This window comes from Kitasatospora sp. NPDC022785 (assembly GCF_055561295.1).
The window spans coordinates 100064-121647 of the sequence record NZ_JBVHHB010000024.1 but is presented as its reverse complement, the minus strand read 5'-3'; the positions used below and the strand labels follow the sequence as shown (position 1 = coordinate 121647).

Below are 21584 nucleotides of genomic sequence, written 5' to 3'. Positions count from 1 at the left end.
CGGATCTTCAGCGCATTCTCCGGGGGGCGGGGGCGGGGGCGGGGGCCGGGGTGCGCGCGGGAACGGGCCCGGTGACCAGATGATGGTGCGGGGAGAGGTGGCAGGCCGGGTCGGTGGCGCCGGGGTCGCCGGTGAACTGGAAGGCCTGGCAGCGGCAGCCGCCGTGGTCCACCTCGCGCAGCGCGCAGCTGCGGCACGGCTCCGGCATCCAGTCGGTGCCGCGGTAGCGGTTGAACGCGGGCGAGTCGTGCCAGATCGCGGCCAGGCCGGCGGTGACCGCGCTGGGCACCGTCAGACCGGGCAGCTGAGCCGCGGCGAGGCACGGCAGCACGTCGCCGTTGGGCGCCACCACCAGCTGGCGCTGTCCCCAGCCGTCCATGCAGGGCTTGGCGGTGCCGCCGTGGTGGTCGGCGGCGACGTGCACGATCTCGATCCGGTCGCCGTGCCGCTCCCGGGCGGCGGCCACGTCCAGCTCGGCCTGCCGGACCTGCGCCTCGCTCGGGGCGAGGTGTGCGCGGTTGCGCCAGGCCCAGCCGTAGAACTGGGTGTGTGCCAGCTCGACCCGGTCGGCGCCCAGCGTCACGGCGAGGTCGGCGAGCGCGCCGAGCCGGGCCACATTGCCGCGGTGCAGCACGGCGTTGACGGTCAGCGGCAGGCCGGTGCCGGTCAGCAGCGCCGCGGCGGCGAGCTTGCGCTCGTGCGCGGCTAGGCCGGCCACGGCGTCCGCTCGTCGCGGGTCGGCGTCCTGGACGGAGAGCTGGACGTGATCGAGGCCCGCGCCGGCGAGTTCGGCGGCGCGGGCGGCGTCCAGCGGCAGGCCGCTGGTGACCAGATTGATGTAGAGGCCCAACCGGTGGGCGTGGCCGACGATTTCGGCCAGGTCGCGGCGGAGCAGCGGTTCGCCCCCGGTGAGGTGGACCTGGAGCACGCCCAGCCCGCGCGCCTGGTCGAGCAGGCGAAGCCACTGTCCGGTGTCCAACTCGTCGCGCTGAAGGGTGAGTTCGAGTGGATTGGCGCAGTAGGTGCACTGCAGCGGGCAGCGGTGGGTGAGTTCGGCGACCAGGCCGAGCGGTGCCGGCGGGCGGGCCGGGGCACCGGGCAGGCCGGCGGCCTGCCGGGGGCGGGCCGGGGCGCCGGTGCCGTCCAGGGTGAGCAGCCGGCGCCCGGCGAGGTCGGCGAGCAGGTCACCGACCTGGCCGGCGTCCACCCCCTCGTACTCGGCGGCGAGTTCGGCGGTGATGCCGTCCGCGCCGCGGCGGCCGTCGCAGTGGCGCAGTACGGCGGCGGCGGTGTCGTTGAGCAGCAGCACGCCCTCGGGGTAGAGCAGGGCGCCCCGGCCGCGGACCGGGTCGTGCACCAGCCGCACGCCGCGCCGCAGCCCGGGCACCCGGTCGGTCCGGGCGGGGGCGCTCACCGGTCGGCGCCGTAGTCGACCGCGTCCAGCATGGCGCGCAGGACGTCGCACTTGAACGCCAGCGCGTCCAGGGCGGCCTGCTGCTGGGCGGCGGTGACGCAGTGGTCCAGGACCAGTTCGAGCGTGCGGGCGCTGTCCTTGCGGGCGGTGGGGATGCGGTGCTCGAAGTAGGCGTACCCGGCCGGGGCGATCCAGTCGTAGTGGGTGCGCCAGGCCGTGACCCGCTGGGCCATGTGGTCGGGCGAGAACATCTCGGTGAGCGCCGCCGCCACGCCGTCGGTCCACGGCCTGCTCTGGCAGAAGTGCAGGTAGCCGTCGACGGCGAAGCGCACCCCGCGGGCGACGTGCCGCTCGTCGGTGACCTCGGCGCGGTCCAGGCCGACGGCTTCGGCGAGCACCAGCCAGTCGGCCAGCCCGCCCTCGTCCCCGCTCGGCCCGTCCTGGTAGGCGAGCCGCTCCACCCAGGTGCGACGGACCTCCGGCAGCGGGCAGTTGGCGATGATGGCGGCGTTCTTGCGGGTCAGGCAGAGCTGGTAGTACCAGCGGTTGGCGACCCAGCGCCGCAACTCCGGTGGCGTGCAGCCACCGGAGTGCAGGCGCAGGTGGAACGGGTGGGTGTCCCAGTACCGTCCGCGCAGGTCGTACAGCCTGGCCGCGAACCTCTCGCGGGTCAGCGCTTCGGTCACCGAGTGGTCCGTGCGGCGTAGGCGGTGACCTCGGCGCCGGTGCGGTGGCACTCCACCGCGGGGGCGGACCAGGCGGGCTTGGCCGCGGCGGCGGTGGCGTCGCCCGCCGGGCGTTCGGCAGGGACGGCGGGGGCCGGCTGGGGCGTGGTGGTGCACTTCATGGGGGTCCTCCTCGGGACGAGGCCGGGTGGGGGTGGGGCGCATCGGGCCCCGTGGGTCAGGACGCTACGAGCCGCCGGGCCCGGCCGCTGGTCCAACCCGCGCGATCCGCCGACAAACGCGCTCGAACGGGTGACGGACAGGGCGGGCGGGGCCGGGCCCGGGGCGGTTGCTCAGCTGCCGGCGCGGCCGAACGCGATCAGGTGCCCGTCCTTGGTGCCGACGAACACCCGCCCGCCGTCCGTCGCCGGGACGGAGAACCTGGTCACCGTGCCGAGGGCGAAGCTGCGGCGCATCTTGAGCGTGCCGTTCACCGGCACCGGGTCGTACACGCGCAGTTCGCCGTTCTGGCCGCCCGGACCGGTGCCGGAGTAGATCAGCCAGACCAGCGCCGAGCCGGAGGCCGTCCCGTTGGAGGTCACCACCGGTGAGCCGGACGCGTAGCCGAAGCCCTCGGCGCTCGTCCCGGCACTGGTCAGCTGCGGGTTGCCGGAGCCGTCCACCGAGTACTTGAGCGCCCGCAGCGAACCGTAGTTCTCGATGAGGTAGACGTAGCCGCCGTCGCCGCCCCAGACACCCGGGTGGCCCCAGACGCCCTTGTAGGGGCCGGTCGTGCCGACCACCGCGTCGGTGCCGTTCGGGCCCTGGCCGGTGCCGCCCAGGTTGTCGCGGTCCAGCAGGAAGATCCGCCCGTCCTTGCCGACCTGCACCAGCAGGTGCGGGTGCGCGCCGGCGCCGAAACCGGACGGGAGCGCGGCCGGGCCGCCGGAGCCGAGGTCCAGGTCGTTGTGGTCGAGATCCCGGTTGTTGGTCGGGCTGAAGAAGTCCTTCGGGGCGAGGCTGCCGTCGCTGTTGACGCCGAGCCGCACCACGGAGTCGGCGAAGTGGCCCTGCGGACTGCTGCCCGGCCCCTTGGCCGGGGAGGAGCCCGTGCCCGCGCCGTTGCCGGTGGCCACGATGATCCGCCCGGCGCCGTCCGAGACCAGGCCGCCGCCGCTCATCCAGACGCCGCCGTTCTGCGAGTTCGAACCCGACTCGGTCGACCAGAGGGTCAGCTTCCGGCTGGTGGTGTTGACGCCGCCGACATGGCCGACGTAGGTGCCGACCCCGCAGTCCGAGGCGAAGCCGAAGTAGACCGCGCCGTCCAGCAGCAGCAGCCCGGCGCGCTGGGCGGAGGTGGCCGCGTTGAACGGGACGCCGGGGCTGTTGACCGGGTCGCCCTGGACCGGCACCGGCCAGCCGCTGCGCTCGGCGCCCGAGGCGGCGTCCAGGGCGTGCACGGAGAAGTGCGCGCCGCCTTCGTTGGACTTGGCCACCAGGTAGACCGTGCCGGTCGCCTTGTCGTACACGGGCGTCGAGGTGATGCCGGTGCCCGGAGAGAGGCAGGCGGTGGAGGACGGCACGGTAGTGCCGAGGGCGCGCTGCCAGAGGATCTTGCCGTCGGTGGCGCCGACGCCGTAGACGTGGTTGGTCTCCGTGGCGACCACCACGGTCGAGCCGGCCACCAACGGTTGTGCGTACACCGCGCCGTCGACGGCGGTGGACCAGCGCCGGCCGAAGTCCGAGGCCGAGACCTGCGCGGGGCCCAGGCCCGGCTCGGCCGCGTCCCAGGCGTGGCGCATGTTGGTCACCGAGATGGTCGGATTGTCGGCCCGTGCGGGTATCGCGGTGGCCAGGGACCCGGCCGCGGCGGTGGGGGTGAGCAGTGCGAGGCCGGCCAGCAGGGACGCCGCTCTGCGCCGACCCTTCGGGGGCCGGGGTGGGGACGGGTGGAATCGGCTCATGCGATCCGCCTTGGCTGTCGGGGGAGTACGGGGTACGGCGCCGTGGCGTCATTCTGTGAACGCCCGCGCCGTACCCGCATCCGCCCGCAGCCCAGGCCGGGCCCCGTTCACGCCCCGGAGGGAACGGGATGCGCCGCCCGGCGCCCCCGGTCGCCTTCGAACGGCCAGGCCGCCTCCGGGCGGTCCGGGCCGCCGGGCCCCGGCCCCGGGAGCCGCGGCGGCCGGGGATCAGCCCAGCGACTTGGCGAGCACCAGGGCCAGCGTGCTCTCGGCCAGAGCCTCCGCAGGGGCGTTGACGTTGTCGCCGGGGCCGCGGTCCTTCACCACCTCGACGGAGTAGGCCTGGCCGTCGGCGACGAAGTAGACCACCGGGTGGGTGCCGTCCTTGCGCTGCGCCAGCAGCGCCTCCTGGCCCACCCCCGGCACGGCGGTGATCTGGTAGTCCGGGTTCGCCTTGACGGAGGCGAGGACGGTCGGCTTCACCTCGCGGATCGACGCGTACGACTGGCGGGAGCCCCAGGTGCATCCCCAGACCGGGCTGCCGTCGCTCGCCGGGTCGGGGTGGGTCCCGGCGAACGGCCCGCCGGTGCCGACGGCGGTGATCACCTGGGGGGAGTTGAGCAGCGTGCAGGCGTCCGCGGGCCGCTTGGGGGCGGCCCCGGTCGGCGCCGTGGTGGCGGGGGCGGCCGGGGTGGACGCGGCAGGCGCGGACGCCGGGGCCGAGGTGGTGGGCGCGGCGGCCGGGGCGGACGCCGCCGTGCCGGCGGGGGCGGAGGTCGCCGCCGACCCGCCCCCGCCGGAGGAGGAGCACCCTGCCAGCGCCGCGCCCGCGAGCGCCAGCGCGGGCAGCCAGAGGTGCCGACGGCCGTACGGGAGCGGTGACTTGAGCTGCATGGGATCCCCCTCCGATGGCGTCCACCGCGGCGGCGGACTGCCTCGGGCAGGATCCTAGTGGCCCGGTGAGTCCAGTATTTCCGGTTTCGGCAACGGGAGTTGTACGGATCCGTCACGGCCGGCGCCCGGGGCGGACGTGAACCGGGCGCGGCCGGGAGCCGAACGGGCGGTCCGGGGCACGGCGGTGGTGCGCCCACGTGCGGTCGGGCTCCGGGCGGCGCCCGCCGGCGAGCGGCCTGACCTGGCCCGATGTGCCGGCCACCTCATACCAGGGCACGCCCGGAGACGTCACGCTCTACACCATCCGCTCCCCGGACGGGTGATGTTCCGGTGAAAGTGGTCATGCCAGGAACGGGGACCCGTCATCCTGGGCCCGTGACCAGGCGCACCCTGTGACCGAACAGGCGGACCCCATCCCGGTGAACCCGATTCCGGTGAACTCGATTCCGGCGGACCCGATCCAGGCAGATCCCGTGACCAGGCGGACGGAGGCCCTGACAGTGAGCACGAACCTGCCGGAGACCGTGACGGAGCGTCCGGCCGTACTGCCGGCCCCGCCCCGGGTGGTCGACGACCTGGCCCGCGACCTCACCCGCGCGGCGGCCGCGGTCAGGGCGGTATCCCGGGCCGGGCGCAGCGGCGGCGACGTCGCGGTCGCCGCCTACACCGCCGTGGTCTGCACCGGGCGTTCGGCGGCCCGGGCCCTGGAGGAGGCCGCCGCCTGGTGCCGGCAGGCGCCCGAGGCCGAGGTGCACTCGCTGGCCTGGGCCCGCGTCCCCGGCCACTGCGACGACGTCTTCGAGTACCGCGTCACCCTCGCCGTCAGCTTCCCCGACCACGAGACCGGCGAGCACACCGGCGACACCCACCACGCCCCGCGCTGACGTCGGGTTAGGATCCCCTTCATGGATTCTGGGGGCACGAACGAAACGCGGGAAACGGCTGCGGAGGAACGCGAACTCTCCACCGGCGCGGCCGTGATGGTCACCATCGTGGCGGCGCTGGGCGCGGCCGGGGTGCTGCTGGCGGTCTTCCACTGGCTGGGCTGGACCCTCCCCGGTCTCGGCTGGCTGCTCGCCAAGGGCGCCGTCAAGCTCTGTGCGGGCGGCGCCGTCGGGCTGGTCGCCGCCCTCGCCTGGCTCCGCCGACACCGCGCCGGGCGCGAGTAGTCCGAAGGCCTGTCGGCAGGCCGGGCCCGGCACCATTACTCGGCGTGGACGCCCGGCGGGGCGTCCGGCCGGTTGCGCAGGCGGGGGTGGGGTGGACTACGCGTTCACCCCGCCCCTGTCTCAGTTCCCGTCCCGTCCCGTTCCCGACTCCGTCCCCGTCCCCGTTTCCCTCCCCAAGGCGGAGGCGGAGGCGGAGCCGTGCGCGGGGCAGCGCTGCGGCGGGTGCGAGCGCGGGCCCGGGGGGATCCCGGTTCTCGGCCCAAGATCACCAAGGAGTAGGATCGGCCCGCAACACGACGCGAAGGGGAGCCAGTGGCGCGGGTTGCGATCATCGGCGGGGGTATCAGCGGGCTGGGGGCGGCGCTCATGCTCGGCCGGCGGGGCCACACGGTCACGCTGTTCGAGCAGGACGCACGGCAGGCCGGGGAGGACCTGGACGGGGACTTCTTCGACTGGCACAGGCCCCGGATCCCGCAGGCCGTCCAGCCCCACTCGCTCCTCGCACCCGTACGCACCGTGCTGCGCACCGAGGCCCCCGACGTGTACGCGGACCTGCTGGCGCGCGGAGCCTGGGAATACCACGAGTTCGACTGGTTCGGCGAGCACCCGCCGTACCGGGACGGCGACGAGGAGCTGGTGACCCTGCGCACCCGCCGCATCGTGCTGGAGGCCGCTCTGACGGCGGCCGTGCGACGGGAACGCACCGTCGAGGTACGGCGAGGGTGCCGGGTGCGCGGCCTCGCCGTCGAGGAGGGCCGTCCTGCCCGGGTCACCGGCGTGCAGGCGGGTGCGGACGTACACCGGGCGGACCTCGTCGTCGATGCGTCCGGTCGCCGCTCGCCCGTCCCCGCCTGGCTGATCGCGGCCGGCTGCCGCCCGCCCGTGGTCGACAGCCACCGTGCCGGGATCGCCTATCTGTGCCGCTGGTACCGCCTGCGCGCCGACGGCCCCCGTGACCCCGGGCGGGTGAAGAACGGCTCGGCCGCACCGTTCGCGCTCGCCGGCGTCTTCCCTTCCGACAACGACACCTTCGCGGTGAACCTGGTGCTCTCCACGGGGGATCCGACCCGCGGCGCGCTCACCGACCCGGCCGTGTTCGAGGCTGCCGCCCGCCGGTTCCCCGCCACCGCCGCCTGGCTAGGCCTGGCCCCCGAACCGCAGTCGGCCGTCCTGCCGATGGCCGGACTGGACAACCGCTGGACCGCCCTCGCCGATGCTGACGGACCTGTCGTCACCGGCCTGGTCAACGCCGGGGACAGCCTCATCCACACCAATCCCACCCTGGGCCACGGCGCGGCCCTCGGCCTGCGCGCCGCCCAGCACCTCGCCACCCATGCCGACCGGATCGCCGCGGACCCAGTCGGCTACCACACCTGGACGGTACAGGCCCTCCGCCCGTGGTTCGACGCCCAGGTGACGGCCGACCGTCTCAACGCGCAACGCCTTGCGGAGAGTTCACCGATGTCGGACCGGCGGGCCGCCGCCCTCGCCGCCTGCGCCTTCGACGATCCCGTGGTCATGAGGGCCCGGGCCCAGGTGCGCCATCTCCTGCGATCGGCCGACGACGCCTACGGCACGGACGAGGTGGACCGGCACGTCACCGCCTGGCTGGCCGCCAACCCGGACTTCTCGCCGACGTACGACGGCCCGACCCGGGATCAGTGGGACGCACTCATCCCGGCTGAGCGCCCGACCGGCACCTCACCCTCGGCGCCCGGGCCCGTCACCGCTGGACGGTGACGGCCTCGACCCCGCTGAAGTCGCCGGCGGCCAAGTCCTCGTCGCGGATGACGAAGTAGAGCGGGCACTCGGTGAAGTCCGGGCGGCCCGCATCGAGCAGGATCCGTTCCGGGCCCCGGCCGTACGGCGCCACCACGTACTGGTCCGTCTCGCGGTCGGGGCCGAGCAGCACCATGGAGGCGCCGTGCTCCGGCGCGACGTCGAGGGCCGCGGGCCCCAGCGTGGCCAGGCGCTCTGCGGCCTCCTCGGGGAGGTCGACGAGCGGGTCGTCGTAGAACCGCTCGATCCGCGCCGTCATGGCCTTGCCGGCCGCGTACAGCGGGGCGGGCGGGCCGGTGAACTCCCATGGTGGGGCGCCCCACCCGGCGGTGGGGTCGGCGAACGCCGGATCGGCGGCCACGTCGAAGGGGGCGGTGTCGGCGGCCGCCCGGAGCCGGGCTCCGAAAACCCGGTGACCGCGGTCGGCCTCCTTCCCTAGACTCGGCTCGCAGACATGCGCCGCCACCGTTCCGGGGGCGGTGCCACCGTGACGAGTCGAGGGAGGGCAGGCCGTGCGCTACCGCACCGCTGTCGTCGTTCCCTCCTCGCGGTACGAGGTGATCCTGGTGTCCTCGTGCGCCCGGTGCCCGCTGCGCGGCCGGCATCGGATTCCTGCGACGAACGCCTGAACTCACCACCGCGGTGTCCCGGTTGACGGGGTGCCCGGGTGAGGTCCCGCGTGGCCGAGTGCTCTCCGGCCCCGCGTCGTGGCCGTTCCGTCGCCGCAATCGCGCCGCCCTTTTCCGGAACACCCCGAAAGGCACCGGGCCATGCGCACCGACCTCGCCACCACGACCGTCCAGACCATCGCCAGCGTCCGCAACCTCGGCATCCTCGCCCATGTGGACGCGGGCAAGACCACCGTCACCGAGCGCATCCTGTTCCTGACCGGGGAGACCCACAAGCGCGGTGAGGTCCACGACGGCACCACCGTCACCGACTTCGACCCGCAGGAGCGCGACCGGGGCATCACCATCTTCGCCGCGGCGGTCAGTTGCGCCTGGGACGGCCACCGGATCAACCTGATCGACACCCCGGGCCACGTCGACTTCGCCGACGAGGTGGAGCGCTCGCTGCGGGTGCTCGACGGGGCGGTGGCGGTGTTCGACGCCGTCGCCGGCGTCGAACCGCAGAGCGAGTCGGTCTGGCGGCAGGCCGACCGGCACGGCGTGCCCCGGATCGCCTTCGTCAACAAGCTCGACCGTGCCGGCGCCGACCTGGACGCGGCCGTCGCCTCCATCCGCGAGCGGCTGCACCCGGCCCCGCTGGCCGTCCAACTGCCGATCGGGCGGGAGGACGGTTTCACCGGCGTGGTCGACCTGCTGACGATGCGTGCCCTGACCTGGGAGGACCAGCCCGGCCCGGACCCGTACCGCGAGGGGCCGGTGCCCGAGGAGCTGCGGGAGGAGGCCGAGCGGCGCCGCCATGCGCTGGAGGAGGCGGTGGCCGGGCTCCATCCCGGCGCACTGGAGGAGTTCTGCGACCGGGGGTCGCTGGCCCCGGGCACGCTGGCCGCCGCCCTGCGCGACCTCACCCGCACCGGCGAGGCCGTGGTCGTGCTCTGCGGCTCGGCCTACCGGAACCGGGGCATCGAGCCTCTGCTGGAGGCCGTGGTGGCGTACCTGCCCTCGCCGCTGGACGTGCCCGCCGTGCGCGGCACACCGGTCGGCCGTGCCAAGGGCCTTCCCACCGGCCTTTCCACCGGCCTTCCCGCAGGCGATTCCACGGGTGATCCCGTGGGCGGTCCCGAGGGCGGTTCGACGCGCGGTCCCGACGGCACGGTGCTGGAGCGCGCCGCCGACCCGGCCGGGCCGTTCGCGGCGCTGGTCTTCAAGGTGAACGCCACCTCCACCGGCCGGCTCACCTATCTGCGCGTCTACTCCGGAACACTGCGAAAGGGGGACACGGTGCTGGACGCCGGCACGGGACGCACCGAGCGGATCGCCCGGATCCTCCGGGTGCAGGCCGACCGGCACGCCGAGACCGGGTCGGCGGTGGCGGGGGACATCGTCGCGGTGGTCGGTGCGAAGGCCGCCCGTGCGGGCGCCACGCTCTGCGCGCCCGGCGCGCCGGTGCTCCTGGAGCCGACCGTCGCGGCCGACCCGGTCGTCACGGTGGCCGTCGAGGCCCGGCGGGCCACCGACACCGACCGGCTCGCCACGGCGCTGGCCCGGCTCGCCGAGGAGGACCCGTCGCTGGTGGTCCGCACCGACCCGGAGACGGGCCAGCGGGTGCTGTCCGGCATGGGCGAGCTGCACCTCGAGGTCGCGGTGGAGAAGATCCGCCGCACCCACCGGCTGGAGGTCACCGTCGGGCGGCCGCAGGTCGCCTACCGGGAGACCATCGCCGGCGGCGTCTCCGGCCTGGTGTACCGGCACGTCAAACAGGACGGCGGCGCCGGCCAGTTCGCCCACATCGTGCTGGACGTGGCGCCGCTGGACGGCGAGGGGGCCGAGGGTTTCGTGTTCCGTTCCACCGTCACCGGCGGGCGGGTGCCCAAGGAGTACGTCCAGGCGGTCGAGGGCGGCTGCCGGGACGCCCTCGCCGAGGGCCCGCTGGGCGGCCACCCCGTCACGGGCGTGCTCGTCACGCTGACCGACGGGGCCACCCACCCGAAGGACTCCTCGGACCTGGCGTTCCGCACCGCCGGGCGGCTCGCCCTGCGCGAGGCGCTGCGGAAGTCCGGCCCGCTGCTGCTGGAGCCGGTCGCCGAGGTGACGGTGAGCGTGCCCGAGGACGCGGTGGGTGGCGTGCTCGGTGACCTCGCCGCCCGCCGCGGCAAGGTCCAGGGCTCGGCGCCGAGGGCCGGCACCGCGGTGGTCTCGGCGACCGTTCCGCTGGCCGAACTCTTCGGCTACGCGACCAGGTTGCGCAGTCGCACCCAGGGCCGGGGCACCTTCACCACCCGGCCCGCCGGTTACGCCCCGGCGCCGCGGTAGCGGCCGCCGGCCGGGGGTAGGTCCTGCCAGGACAGGACCTCCCCCCGGCCTTGGCCCGGCCGTGCGGGAGCGGAGGAGTACGCCTCGGGGCGGGCGCCGGGCCGGGGTGGCCACGGGCCGGTACGGCTCGGTTGCCGGCGCCGAGCCGCGGTGGTCGAGAACCGGGCGGTGCCCGTCGCGCGCCGTGCGGCTCCCGCAGGTGCCGGCCGCCGGCCGTGGAACCGCGGGCCGCATCATGATCGTCTCTGCTCGGTAGGCGTGGACGAACGATCTGGCGGGGGACGGGCATGGCAGGGACGGCGACCGCGGCACGGGTGGCCTCGACGGCGCTGCTGCTGGGACTGGCCGGTGTGGTCTGGTTCCTCGGCATGATGGCCGGCTTCGACACCCGCCCGACCCGGCCGTGCGTCAACGCGATCGAAGGCGGCTGGAGCGCCCAGGGGTACCGGGCGCCGGAGCACCAGGGGATCCGGTTCGAGGAGGGGTTCTTCCCGCCCTCGCACGTCTGCCGCTGGCCGGACGGGCGCTCCGTCGAGCTGGTGCCGTGGTGGAACGCCCCACTCTTCTTTGGGGCGCTGGCCGGGGCGGTCGCGGTACCGGTTGTCCCCCTGATCCGGCGGCGCCGGCCGGCGCGGAGCGATGGCCTCAGAGCGCCCCGGCATCGCGGGCCGTCCACACCGACGGGTAGAGCGGGCGCCACCCCAGCTCCCGGCGGATCGCCGCGGTCGAGACCTGCCCGTCCCACGGGTCGGGCAGGTCGAGCCCGGCCACGCCCTCCGGCTGCGGCACCCCGTTGATCTCGTGCAGGTCCCAGGCCGTCACCGGCGCGTCGTCGCCCACGTTGTACGTCCGGCCCTCCGCGCCGGGCATGACCGCCGCGCGCCACAGCGCCTGCGCCACGTCGGCGTGGTGGACCACGGCCAGCCGACGGTGCGAAGGCCACCGGCCCGCCCAGTGCAGCGAGGCCGCCAGATGCGGGTCGCCCTCGCCGTAGACGAACGCCAGCCGGGTGACCACCAGCGGCAGCCGGCCTCCCAGCTCCCGCAGCCCCGCCTCCGCCTCGGCCTTCGACGCGGCGTACGCGCCCCAGGAGGCATCCGGGTTCAACCGGTCCGCCTCGACGGCCGGGCGGCCCAGCCCGCACCCGTACACCAGGTTGGTGCTGGTGTGCACGAACCGGCGCACGCCGGCCCCGGCCGCCTCCCGGCCCAGCGCCACCGCCGCGTCCCGGTTCACCGCGAACGCCTCCCCGTCGGGCACCCCGCGCAGCGCCGCCGCCACGTTGACCACCACGTCCGCGCCGTCCAGGGCACGGGCCCGGTCCGCCTGCTCCCGCAGGTCGCCGACCACCACCTGCACGCCGAGCGCCGCCAGGGCGGCGGCCCGCGCCTCGTCCCGCACCAGCACGCGGACCGCGTCCGCGCCGGCCCACTGCGCCAGCCGCGGCACGAACCTGCGGCCGACCTGTCCCGTCGCCCCGGTCACCAGAAACACCGTCATCGTCGACTCCTCGTCGGCCGTTCGTCCGCCGGTCGGCCCGTCCGGCCGCCGCGACAGACTCTTCCGGGCCGGCCGCGGCGGCGGGAGAGACCTCCTCAACCAGGGATCGGCGATCCCTGGCTCGGCGTGCCGCCGGTGCGCGATGCTGAACGCATGATCGACCGACCGGCCCTGGCCGACTTCCTGACCCGTCGTCGCGCGCGCCTCGCCCCCGCCGACGTGGGCCTGCCGCCCGGCGCCCGGCGTCGCACGCCGGGCCTGCGCCGCGAGGAGGTCGCCCAACTGGCCGGGCTCTCGGTCGACTACTACGCCCGGCTGGAACAGCGGCGCGGCCCCCAGCCGTCGCCGCAGCTGGCCGCCGCCCTCGCCCGCGCGCTACGCCTGACCGACGACGAACGCGACCACCTCTTCCACCTGGCCGGCCACGAACCGCCGCGCCGGCACAGCCCGTTGAGCCACATCCGGCCCGGCCTGCTGCTGATCCTGGACCGTCTGCACGACACCCCGGCCCAGGTCGTCTCGGACGTCGGCGACGTCCTCGCCCAGAACCCGATGGCCGCCGCGCTCCTCGGCGACGCGGCGGACCGGGCGCCCCACCTGCGCAACGTGACGGTCCGCTGGTTCGCCGACCCCGCCGCCCGCGCCCTCTTCCCACCCGAGGAGCACGACGCCCTCGCCCGCGCCCACGTCGCCCACCTGCGCGCGGCCCACGCCGCCCGGCCCGGGGACCGGCACCTCGCAGCCCTGCTCGACCGGCTGCGGGCCACCGGCGAGGAGTTCGCCGCCTACTGGGAACGGCACGACGTCGCCGTCCGGCGCAGCAGCCGCAAGACCCTCCTGCACCCGGTGGTCGGCCGGCTCGACCTCGACTGCGAAGTCCTGGCGACCGGCGGCCAGGACCAGCTGCTGCTGGTCTACACCGCCGACCCGGGTTCGGACACGGCGGAACGGCTGGAGCTGCTGCGCGTCGTCGGCAGGCAGGACCTCGGGGCCCCGGAGCCGGGGGGCGTCCTGCCGTGACCACGGCCGACCCGCCGGCTCCGGCCGATCCGCCAGCTCCGGCGGGCCGCCCGGCGGTCGCCGGAGGAGCTCGAAGGGGACCCTGTCATCTGTCAGGGACCGCTCCCGCCGCACCCCTCCTACGCTGCTGACCACTGGCCAGACCAGCCACACCAGAGGGAGATCCACCCATGCGCAAGATCATCCACGCCGCCGCCGCGCTCGCCCTCGCGACCGCCGCCATGACCGCCCTCGGCACCACCGGCGCCCAGGCCGCCGACGGCTCGTGGGACGGCTGCCCGTACGGGGCGGTCTGCGTCTACGGCGAGGGCGCGCCCACCTCCACCCCGCCGACCGACGTGTTCTGGAGCTACGGCGCCCACAACCTGCAGAACAAGACCGGCTGGCACTGGGTCCTCAACAACCAGTCCGGCGGCGCCCACTCCCACCTGTGCCTCGGCTACAACGGCACCAACTGCAACTACGACATGCCCGCCCAGAACGGCGTCTGGGCCGACCTCGGCCCGGTCAACTCCATCACCCTCGAACGCCCCTGAGTACCTGACCGCCCCTGAGCGCCCCGACACCCGCCCCTGCCCCGTGGCCGCCGGATTCCGTCCGGCGGCCACGCCGCGTCCGCGGGCCATGTCCTCATGAGGCCGACATGAGCGCGGAGGCCGGATGCCCGGATGCCAGCTGCCGATGCACGGCTCCGCCCGCGACCTGCTGGGCGAGGCGCTGCCGTCGGTCGACGGCCCGCCGCTGGAGTACGTCGGCGGCGGACCGGTCAACTCGTCTGCGGGGAAGGGCAGGTGAGGTCACGCGCGGGTATCCGGCCGGCGAGCAGGTAGGACTCGACGACGCCGCGGACGCAGGTGTTCGGGCCGGGGTACTGGCCGTGGTCGCCGTTGCCGGTGACCGTCACCAGACGGGAGCCGCGCAGCGCGCGGTGGGCGGAGAGGGCGGCCTCGTAGTACGTCGCCGGGTCGTGGACCGAGTTGAGCATCAGCGTGGGCGGCAGCCCGGCGCCGGTGACGCGGACCTCCGGCGCCGTGGGGGCCGGCCAGGTGGCGCAGACGGCGGCGAAGGCCAGTGTCCGGGCGCCCACCAGCGGCCACCGGGCGGTGTTCTCGGCGCCCCGGGCGGCCCAGACGGAGAGGTCGCGGCTCCAGGCCGTGTCGTTGCAGGTCACCGAGAAGAACTCGGCGAGGAACTCCGGGCTGAGGTACTCGCCGAAGACCCGCCGCGCCGTCGCCCGTGCGGCCGGGTCGGCACCGGGCCAGTCCTCCAGTGCCGTCAGCGAGGTGGCCAGCAGCGGGAAGCCGTTGTCCCTGCTGTAGATGCCCTGGATGGTGCCGTTGTCCAGTTGGTTGGGGCCTATCGTCAGCGTGCCGTCGACGAGCGGGTTGTCGTGCAGGGCGGCGCGCCGCTGCTCCCAGCGGGCCTTGGCCTCGGCGGGGGTGGAGCCGTAGTGGTAGGTGCTGTCGCGCGCCGCGAGCCAGGGCAGGAAGTCCTCGTCGAAGCGGCGCTGGAAGCTCATCGGCTGGCCGAGCTGGAACTGCTCCCAGCTGCCGTCGAAGCCGATGTTGCTGTCCAGCACCATCCGCTCGACCCGCTGCGGGAAGAGCGTCGCGTAGTACGCCCCGATCATGGTGGCGTAGGACGGGCCGTAGTAGGTGATCCGCCGCTCGCCGAGCAGGGCGCGGAAGAGGTCGATGTCGCGGGCGGTCTGCTCGGTGGTCAGGTAGGGCAGCAGGCCGCCGCTGCGCTGCTCGCAGTCGGCCGCGAGCTTGCGGGAGTTGGCGATGACGCGGTCCCGTGCGGCGGGGGAGTCGTCACGGAAGTCCCCGGCGAAGAAGGCCTGGAACTCCTCGGGGGTCTGACAGACGGCCTGGGTGCTGTGGCCGACCCCGCGCTGGTCGAAGCCCACCACGTCGTACGCCGCCCCGAGGGCGGGCGCGTCGTGCGCGAAGCCGGCCGGGCGCAGCAGACCCTTGCCGCCGGGGCCGCCGGCCGCCATGAGCAGCGTGCCGCGCCGCTGGGCAGGGTCGGCCACGCGGTGCCGGGAGACCGCGACGGTGAGGTCCGGGCCGCCCGCCGGGTGGTGCCAGTCGCGCGGGACGGCCATGGTGGCGCACTCCAGCGAGGGCTCCTCGGCGCAGGGCTGCCAGGCGAGGTGCTGCTGCGCGTACCGGGCGGGGACGGCAGGTGTGGCGGGCAAGGCCGAAGTGCCGGCGGCCCCGGCGGTGGCGGGCAGGGTGACGGCGGCGAGCAGCGCGGCCGTCAGGGCGGCGAGCGGCGTCAGGCGCCGGCGCGTGCCGGTGCGGGCGCCGGTGCCGGTACGGCTGTCGGCAGGGGTGGACGGGTCAGGGCGGGTCACGTTCGCGTTCACGTCCATGATCCTGGCCGCCCGGAGCCGGGTGATCGATGGGGTGGGCACCCGTCTTGGGGGTGTAGCTGGAGACACCCCCCGGACGGTGGTTGTCCGGGGGGTGTCCGGGGCGCGCGGCACAGCTGTCGGAGCATCGGCAGCCCCTGGTGGAGTGCCCAGGGGACGAACACCGGGGCAGGACGGACGGTGCCCGCCCTCGACGGCGGCCCGTTGTCCGTGACGGCCGCTAGGCTGCCGTCCGCAGCGATCAGGACGGCACCACAGCAGGGCGGGCGGTACAGACATGACGACGGACCAGGGCATGGACCGGGGGACGGATCACGGCACGCACCGGGGCGCCGGGCGGGGCGCGAGCCAGGCGCAGCGGGCGCTTGCCGCGCTGCGCGCGCTGGCCGAGGAGCTGCCCGACGAGGTGGAGCTGCTGGCCGGCTTCACCGACGAGCAGATGGACTCCTGGCCGGTCTTCGTCCCCGAGGCCTGCCGGGCGGTACTGCGTGAGGTCGGCGGTGTCGAGAGTGACGAGTGGGGCACCTACTCCTTCGGACCGTCCGGACCGGGCGGCTTCGGAGACGGCTACCTGGCCGTCGGCGGGACCGGGTACGAGGGTGGCGAGGTGCTGGTCGGCGTAGGGACCGGGCAGCGTGACGACTGGGGCCCGGTGCTCCTGATCGAGCCCTGGGACGAGGCGGAGAGCACCGTCGAGGCGCCCGGATTCGTCGGGTGGCTGCCCGAGTTCGCCGGCCGGCTGGCCCGGGGCGGCGAGGCCTGGGAGGAGACCGCCCGGGCCGGGACGGTGGCCGCCGTCCCCTCGCTGCGCGCGGCCGCCGACGACCCCGGGCTGGCCCGGCTCGCGGGCCCCGGCGACAGCCTGACCGACGTCGTGGACCTGCGGGCGCTGCCCGGCTACCCGTGCCTGCTCGCCTGGGAGCCCTACTACTCCTTCTCCTACGACACGGCGGACACCGGCAGCAGCGAGACCGGGTTCGCGCTCGCCGGCGACGGCCAGGTGCTGCTGATCCGCAGCCTCGTCAGCGGTGACTTCCTCGGCCGCCCGGTGGCGCGCCCCGCCGTCCCGGCCGACGCGCCCGAGCGCGCGGTGGCCGAGCTGCGGGCCCTGGCGGCGGAGCTGCCCGGTCTGGTCGAGCTGGACGAGGGGTGCGGTGAGGCCGAGCTCGATGCCTGGCCCGTGCCGCTGCCCGGCGACGTGCGCGCCGTGCTGCGGGAGCTGGGCGGCGTCCGGATCGCCGGGCTGGCCCCGGTCGAACTGCGCGCCGGCTCGGCCGCCGCTCGGCTTTCGCCCGCGCTGGTGGAGATGGTCGGTGGCGTGGGGTCCTTCTGGCCGGTCGCGTCGATCGAGTACGGCCGCCGGAGTGCCTCGGTCCAGGTGCGGATCGACCAGGAGTCGGGGGCGTGGGGCTACGTCGTCTCCGTCCCGGCGGACGCGGAGCGGCTCGCGGAGTCCCCGGAGCTCACCCTGCTCGCCGAGTCCTTGCCGCACCTGCTGCTCCGTCTCGCCCGGATCGCCCGCGGCGCGGCGCAGCGGGCGAGGACGGCGGAGGGCGGCGTGGACGGCACCCGCTTCGCGAGCCGGGCGCTGGCGGGCGGTCAGCACTTCTTCCCCAACACCGGCGAGCCGTGGGTCCACCCGGCCCCGCCGCACGGCTGGTCGGCGGACGGTGACCCGCTGCGGGCCGCGGCGGCGGCCCGACTGCCGGCGAACGCGCTGGTGGCGGACCTGCGGGATGCCCCCGTCCCGGCCGACCTCTGCTTCCACCGGGTCAAGGGGTGGGGTCATCGGGCGCGGGCCGAGCGGCTGCGGTTCTTCGGCGGCGGCCGGATCGCCGCCGTCGTCCCGGATCCGGCACCGGACCGGGCCCCGCGGTAACCGGCCGGGCGGGCGCCGGGCGTTCCGCCGGGCCGGGGTCTCCCGCGCCGGGCCGTCGGCCGGTCTCCAAGCGCGACCGGTCGACTACTGTATGCGCGGAAAAGCGGGGGCGGCTGCGGCTCGACCCCCGGCCCTTCGACGCAGGAGACAGACGGTGGCTGAGAGCCTCATCGCGACGCTGGACACGACCCTCGGCACGATCAAGGTCAGGCTGTTCCCGAACCACGCGCCCAAGACCGTCCGCAACTTCGTGGAACTCGCCCAGGGCGAGCGGGAGTGGACGCACCCGGAGACCGGAGAGACGTCGAGCGACCGGCTCTACGACGGCACCGTCTTCCACCGGGTGATCGCCGGCTTCATGATCCAGGGTGGTGACCCGCTCGGCCTGGGCGTCGGCGGCCCGGGCTACAAGTTCGACGACGAGATCCACCCCGACCTCTTCTTCAACCGGCCCTACCTGCTGGCCATGGCCAACGCCGGGAAGCAGAACGGCCGGGGCACCAACGGCTCGCAGTTCTTCATCACGGTCGGCCCGGCCCCGCACCTCAACACCAAGCACACCATCTTCGGCGAGGTCGTCGAGGGCACCGACGTGGTGGACGCGATCGCCAAGACCGAAACCGGTGCCAACGACCGCCCGGTCGAGGACGTCGTGCTCCGGACGGTCACCATCGAGCGCGTCACGTCCTGACGCCGTCGCGCCCGGGCCCCCGCATCGTCGGACCGACGACGTGGGGGCCCGGGCGCACGGTTGTGCCTGCGCGGCGTCCGGTGCGGCACTCCCCGGCCACTCAGTAGGCCGCGGTGAAGCGGGTGCGGTGGTGGGCGGGGTGCTCGGCCTCGTCGATGAGCACGACGGCGAGGTCCTCCATGGAGATGGCCGAGGTGCCCGCGGCGTCCACCACCAGCTCGTCCCGGCCGAGGCGGTAGCGGCCGGTGCGCTCCCCCGGTGCGAGGAGCGCGGCGGGGCTGAGGTAGGCCCAGTCGACCGCGGTGTCGGCCCGGTAGAGGCCGAGCTGCTCGCTGCAGGCGAGGGCGATGGGGAGCCAGCCGGCCGGGAAGTCGGGGCCGTCGACGACGGTGGCGCCGTTGCCACCGGGCAGGGTGAGGCTGCCGGCGCCGCCGACGGCCAGCAGGCGCACGCCCGTTCCGGCCAGGCCGGCCAGCAGGCCCTTGGTGGCGGTGGCCAGTTCGCCCTCGCTGCCGGGTGCCGGGCGGGTGGCGCTGATCACCACATCCTGGCCGGCGGCGAGCCGGGTGACGTCCTCGGCGTTGCGGGCGTCGCCGGTGGCGATCGTGGCCTCGGCCGGCAGACCGTGCGGCCGGGACGGGTCGCGCACGACGGCGGTGACCTGGTGGCCGCGGGCGAGGGCCTCGGCGATGACGCGGCTGCCGACGTTGCCGGTGGCGCCGAACACGGTGATGCGCATGGGGTTCTCCAGAGATCGGTGGGAAAGGGGAAGCGGGTGGCGGGATGCCCGGCGTCGTGCGCGCGGCGGGAAGCGTCAGACAAGCCCTAAGCGGCGTGCTCGCGCGCGGGGTGCTGCTCGTCCGCGGGCCGGGGGAGCGGCGCCGGGGCGGCCGCGCGCGGCCGCTGGGTCTGGGCGGCGACCAGTGAGCCGAGCACGATGACTGCGCCGACCGCCTGGACGGGCGAGAGGTCCTGTCCGAGGGCGAGCCAGCCGAGGGCGGTGGCGACCACGGGGCTGAGCAGTCCGAGGAAGGTGACGGAGGTCGGCGGCAGCGCGTGGATCCCACGGAACCAGAGCGCGTACGAGACGGCGGCGCCGATCAGGCCGAGGTAGCCGTAGCCGAGCAGGTTGGCGCCGGTGAGGTGGGACGGCGGTGCGCCCTCCACCAGGAGCGCCACGGGGACGAGCATCAGGCCGCCGGCGGTGAGTTGCCAGCCGGTGGTGGCGAGCAGTGGGGCGGGTGAGGTCCACCGCTTGGACAGGACGACTCCGGTGGCCATCACGACGGCGCCGCCGAGCGCGGCCGCGACGCCGAGGGCGTCGAGCTGGGCGTTGGCCCGCAGCACCAGCAGGCTGACGCCGGCCACGCCGGCGATGCCGGAGATCAGGGTGCGCAGCGAGAGCCGGTCGCCGAGCAGTCCGGCGGAGAGTCCGGCGGCGATCAGCGGCTGGACGGCGCCGACGGTGGCGGCGACCCCGCCGGGCAGGCGGTAGGCGGCGATGAAGAGGAGGGCCATGAACGCGCCGATGTTGAGCGCGCCCAGCACCAGTGAGCGCCACCACCAACTGCCCGTCGGCAGGCGGCGGGTGACGGCGAGGAGGAGGATTCCGGCGGGCAGGGCGCGGAGCACCGCGGCGAGCAGCGGGCGGTTGGGCGGGAGCAGTTCGGTGGTGACGAGGTAGGTCGACCCCCAGATGGCGGGGGCGAGGGCGGTCAGCAGCACGATTCCGAGGCGATTCCTTAGCACTAAGCCAATGTATCTCAGCGCTAAGGCAGATTGGGGCCGGCCGGGCGAATCAGGCGATGTGAGGTATCTCACCGCTAAGGCATCGCATAGGCTGGACCCGTGGCAGATCATGTGGACCGACTGGTGCGGCAGTGGGGCGCGGAGCGCCCCGACCTCGACGTTTCCCCGATGGAGGTGATCGGCCGGCTCAAGCGGGTCTCCCGCCTGGTGGACGCCGAGCTGAAACGCAACTTCGCCGAACACGACCTGGACGCCGCCTCCTTCGACGTCCTCGCCACCCTGCGCCGCAGCGGCCCGCCCTACCGGCTCACCCCCACCGGGCTGATGCAGTCCGCGATGGTCACCTCCGGGGCGATCAGCCAGCGCCTCGACCGGCTGGAGGCCCGGGGCCTGGTCACCCGCACCCCCAGCGGCTCCGACGGCCGCAGCCGCGACGTGGCCCTCACCCCCGAGGGCCACGCCCTGGTCGACCGCGCCCTCCCCGACCACCTCGCCACCGAACGGCGCATCCTGGCCGACCTCGACCCGCAGCAGACCGAGGCCCTGATCGACGCCCTGCGCACCCTGCTCACCACCCTGGGCGACGGGGACGACGGGGCCCGGTAGCGCGCCCGCGTGCTCGGTGGACCGACCCGTGAGCCCTGTCATCGACCCCGATGGTCAGTGCACCCGGGAGTTGACCGCCACCGCCTTGAAGAAGGTGTAGTGGAACGTCCCGCCCTCCTCCGCGGTGCGGCGCAGGTCGGCGATGCCTTCATCGAAGGCGGCCGCCGTGGTGAGGCCGGCCGCGAGCGCGGCGGCGCGGACGGACTCGACCATCGCGACGAAGGTGCGGCGGGTGAACCCCTCGACCAGCTCCGGGCGGCTCCCGTCCGCATAGACGGTCCGCGGGCGGACGGTGACGTCGTGAAACCCCGCCTCCGTCAGCAGCGGGTACAGGCGCCGCCCGAGCTCGCCGTCGCCGCCCGCGCCGGCCTGCAGCCGGACGAGGTGGTCCACCGTCGCGCGGGCGGCGGGGCTCTCCGGGTGGAAGAACGCCGAGCCGTGGTCGCCCTCGATCACGGTGATCGTCCCGCCCGGCCGCAGCACCCGCCGCAGGGCGGCCAGCGCGGCCACCGGGTCGGCCAGGTGCTCCAGCACGAAGCAGACGAAGAGATGGTCGAAGGAGCCGTCGGCGAACGGCAGCTCGTGCAGGTCCCCGTGGTGCCACGTCACCTGCGCGCCGGGCGCGTGCGCCGCGACCCGGGCGCGGGCCTGGGCGAGCGAGTCGGCCGAGATGTCGGCGGCCGTCAGCCGCACCCCGGGGCTGCCCGCCAGCAAGTGCAGCGTCTGGGCCCCGACGCCGCAGCCCGCCTCCAGCACCCGGCTGCCGGCCGGGTACGCCGTGCCCGCGTGCAGCAGCTCCGCGAGGGTGTCCGCCTGGTCGCCGAGCCGCTGGGCCTCGGTCGTCGAATAGCCGTGCACATAGGCGTGGTCCTCCGTGGGGCCGGTGGCCCGCGACTGCGAGATGGTCTCCGGGAATGTCGTTTCCGTCGTCATGGCCC

Annotated in this window: 21 protein-coding genes; 10 read left to right on the top strand and 11 right to left on the bottom strand. The window is 75.1% G+C overall.

Annotated elements, in window-relative coordinates; genetic code table 11:
* Positions 1 to 7: 7 nt before the first annotated feature.
* The 5 genes from pqqE to ACZ3YO_RS30520 form a co-directional block, all read right to left on the bottom strand.
* Complete coding sequence (pqqE, locus tag ACZ3YO_RS30540; RefSeq protein ID WP_465575689.1) at positions 8 to 1414, bottom strand: pyrroloquinoline quinone biosynthesis protein PqqE; 1407 nt, start codon at positions 1412 to 1414, stop codon at positions 8 to 10.
* A complete protein-coding gene (gene pqqC, locus ACZ3YO_RS30535) occupies positions 1411 to 2100 on the bottom strand; it encodes a pyrroloquinoline-quinone synthase PqqC (RefSeq protein ID WP_465575686.1) in 690 nt (229 codons plus the stop codon). Before pqqC ends, pqqE begins: the two co-directional genes overlap by 4 nt.
* The gene (pqqA, locus tag ACZ3YO_RS30530) at positions 2097 to 2261 is read right to left on the bottom strand and encodes a pyrroloquinoline quinone precursor peptide PqqA (RefSeq protein ID WP_465575683.1); all 165 of its coding nucleotides are present in this window, start codon (positions 2259 to 2261) and stop codon (positions 2097 to 2099) included. The genes pqqC and pqqA overlap by 4 nt, the downstream gene beginning before the upstream one ends.
* Positions 2262 to 2432: 171 nt before the next feature.
* Positions 2433 to 4043 (bottom strand): outer membrane protein assembly factor BamB family protein, encoded by a 1611-nt coding sequence (locus ACZ3YO_RS30525; RefSeq protein WP_465575681.1) that lies wholly within the window; start codon positions 4041 to 4043, stop codon positions 2433 to 2435.
* 228 nt (positions 4044 to 4271) lie between these two features.
* On the bottom strand, positions 4272 to 4937 hold the full coding sequence (locus ACZ3YO_RS30520) for a hypothetical protein (RefSeq protein ID WP_465575678.1): 666 nt from the start codon (positions 4935 to 4937) through the stop codon (positions 4272 to 4274).
* A gap of 500 nt (positions 4938 to 5437) precedes the next feature.
* Between ACZ3YO_RS30520 and ACZ3YO_RS30515 the strand changes: the two genes are divergently transcribed.
* The 3 genes from ACZ3YO_RS30515 to ACZ3YO_RS30505 all read left to right on the top strand — a co-directional run bounded on the left by ACZ3YO_RS30515 (position 5438) and on the right by ACZ3YO_RS30505 (position 7846).
* On the top strand, positions 5438 to 5821 hold the full coding sequence (locus ACZ3YO_RS30515) for a hypothetical protein (RefSeq protein WP_465575676.1): 384 nt from the start codon (positions 5438 to 5440) through the stop codon (positions 5819 to 5821).
* A 21-nt stretch (positions 5822 to 5842) separates the two neighbouring features.
* Positions 5843 to 6106 carry a hypothetical protein gene (locus ACZ3YO_RS30510; protein WP_465575673.1) on the top strand — a complete coding sequence of 88 codons (264 nt, stop codon included), beginning with the start codon at positions 5843 to 5845 and terminating at the stop codon, positions 6104 to 6106.
* 312 nt (positions 6107 to 6418) lie between these two features.
* Positions 6419 to 7846: an NAD(P)/FAD-dependent oxidoreductase gene (locus ACZ3YO_RS30505; RefSeq protein WP_465575671.1), complete on the top strand. Its 1428-nt coding sequence runs from the start codon at positions 6419 to 6421 to the stop codon at positions 7844 to 7846.
* On the opposite strand, the gene ACZ3YO_RS30500 is transcribed toward ACZ3YO_RS30505, so the two are convergent.
* On the bottom strand, positions 7830 to 8351 hold the full coding sequence (locus ACZ3YO_RS30500) for a hypothetical protein (protein WP_465575669.1): 522 nt from the start codon (positions 8349 to 8351) through the stop codon (positions 7830 to 7832). The two genes, ACZ3YO_RS30505 and ACZ3YO_RS30500, sit on opposite strands and share 17 nt — an antisense overlap.
* A 304-nt stretch (positions 8352 to 8655) precedes the next feature.
* Between ACZ3YO_RS30500 and ACZ3YO_RS30495 the strand changes: the two genes are divergently transcribed.
* A complete protein-coding gene (locus ACZ3YO_RS30495; RefSeq protein ID WP_465575666.1) occupies positions 8656 to 10824 on the top strand; it encodes an elongation factor G in 2169 nt (722 codons plus the stop codon).
* Positions 10825 to 11469: 645 nt separating this feature from the next.
* Here ACZ3YO_RS30495 and ACZ3YO_RS30490 read toward each other — a convergent pair.
* Positions 11470 to 12324, bottom strand: a complete 855-nt coding sequence (locus tag ACZ3YO_RS30490; RefSeq protein WP_465575663.1) for an NAD-dependent epimerase/dehydratase family protein — start codon at positions 12322 to 12324, stop codon at positions 11470 to 11472.
* Between the two features lie 156 nt (positions 12325 to 12480).
* Between ACZ3YO_RS30490 and ACZ3YO_RS30485 the strand changes: the two genes are divergently transcribed.
* From ACZ3YO_RS30485 to ACZ3YO_RS30475, 3 genes are all read left to right on the top strand, one after another.
* Entirely contained in the window at positions 12481 to 13344 is an 864-nt protein-coding gene (locus tag ACZ3YO_RS30485; RefSeq protein WP_465575750.1) for a helix-turn-helix transcriptional regulator, read from the top strand.
* 170 nt (positions 13345 to 13514) lie between these two features.
* On the top strand, positions 13515 to 13880 hold the full coding sequence (locus ACZ3YO_RS30480; protein ID WP_465575661.1) for a hypothetical protein: 366 nt from the start codon (positions 13515 to 13517) through the stop codon (positions 13878 to 13880).
* 124 nt (positions 13881 to 14004) lie between these two features.
* Entirely contained in the window at positions 14005 to 14139 is a 135-nt protein-coding gene (locus ACZ3YO_RS30475) for a hypothetical protein (protein ID WP_465575659.1), read from the top strand.
* Here ACZ3YO_RS30475 and ACZ3YO_RS30470 read toward each other — a convergent pair.
* The gene (locus ACZ3YO_RS30470; RefSeq protein WP_465575656.1) at positions 14111 to 15715 is read right to left on the bottom strand and encodes an alpha/beta hydrolase; all 1605 of its coding nucleotides are present in this window, start codon (positions 15713 to 15715) and stop codon (positions 14111 to 14113) included. The genes ACZ3YO_RS30475 and ACZ3YO_RS30470 overlap by 29 nt on opposite strands.
* Before the next feature lie 283 nt (positions 15716 to 15998).
* On the opposite strand from ACZ3YO_RS30470, the gene ACZ3YO_RS30465 reads away from it, so the two are divergent.
* Positions 15999 to 17600, top strand: a complete 1602-nt coding sequence (locus ACZ3YO_RS30465) for a hypothetical protein (RefSeq protein WP_465575654.1) — start codon at positions 15999 to 16001, stop codon at positions 17598 to 17600.
* 154 nt (positions 17601 to 17754) lie between these two features.
* Complete coding sequence (locus tag ACZ3YO_RS30460; protein ID WP_396322185.1) at positions 17755 to 18291, top strand: peptidylprolyl isomerase; 537 nt, start codon at positions 17755 to 17757, stop codon at positions 18289 to 18291.
* Positions 18292 to 18391: 100 nt separating this feature from the next.
* Here the strand turns inward: ACZ3YO_RS30460 and ACZ3YO_RS30455 are convergent, their stop codons facing one another.
* Together ACZ3YO_RS30455 and ACZ3YO_RS30450 are read right to left on the bottom strand one after the other, a co-directional pair.
* Positions 18392 to 19030 carry an NAD(P)-dependent oxidoreductase gene (locus tag ACZ3YO_RS30455; RefSeq protein ID WP_465575651.1) on the bottom strand — a complete coding sequence of 213 codons (639 nt, stop codon included), beginning with the start codon at positions 19028 to 19030 and terminating at the stop codon, positions 18392 to 18394.
* 86 nt (positions 19031 to 19116) lie between these two features.
* A complete protein-coding gene (locus tag ACZ3YO_RS30450; RefSeq protein WP_465575648.1) occupies positions 19117 to 20040 on the bottom strand; it encodes an EamA family transporter in 924 nt (307 codons plus the stop codon).
* 99 nt (positions 20041 to 20139) lie between these two features.
* Here ACZ3YO_RS30450 and ACZ3YO_RS30445 point away from each other — a divergent pair, with 99 nt between their 5' ends.
* Positions 20140 to 20646: a MarR family winged helix-turn-helix transcriptional regulator gene (locus ACZ3YO_RS30445; protein ID WP_465575646.1), complete on the top strand. Its 507-nt coding sequence runs from the start codon at positions 20140 to 20142 to the stop codon at positions 20644 to 20646.
* A gap of 54 nt (positions 20647 to 20700) precedes the next feature.
* Here the strand turns inward: ACZ3YO_RS30445 and ACZ3YO_RS30440 are convergent, their stop codons facing one another.
* Positions 20701 to 21579, bottom strand: a complete 879-nt coding sequence (locus ACZ3YO_RS30440) for a methyltransferase domain-containing protein (protein ID WP_465575643.1) — start codon at positions 21577 to 21579, stop codon at positions 20701 to 20703.
* Between the last annotated feature and the right edge of the window lie 5 nt (positions 21580 to 21584).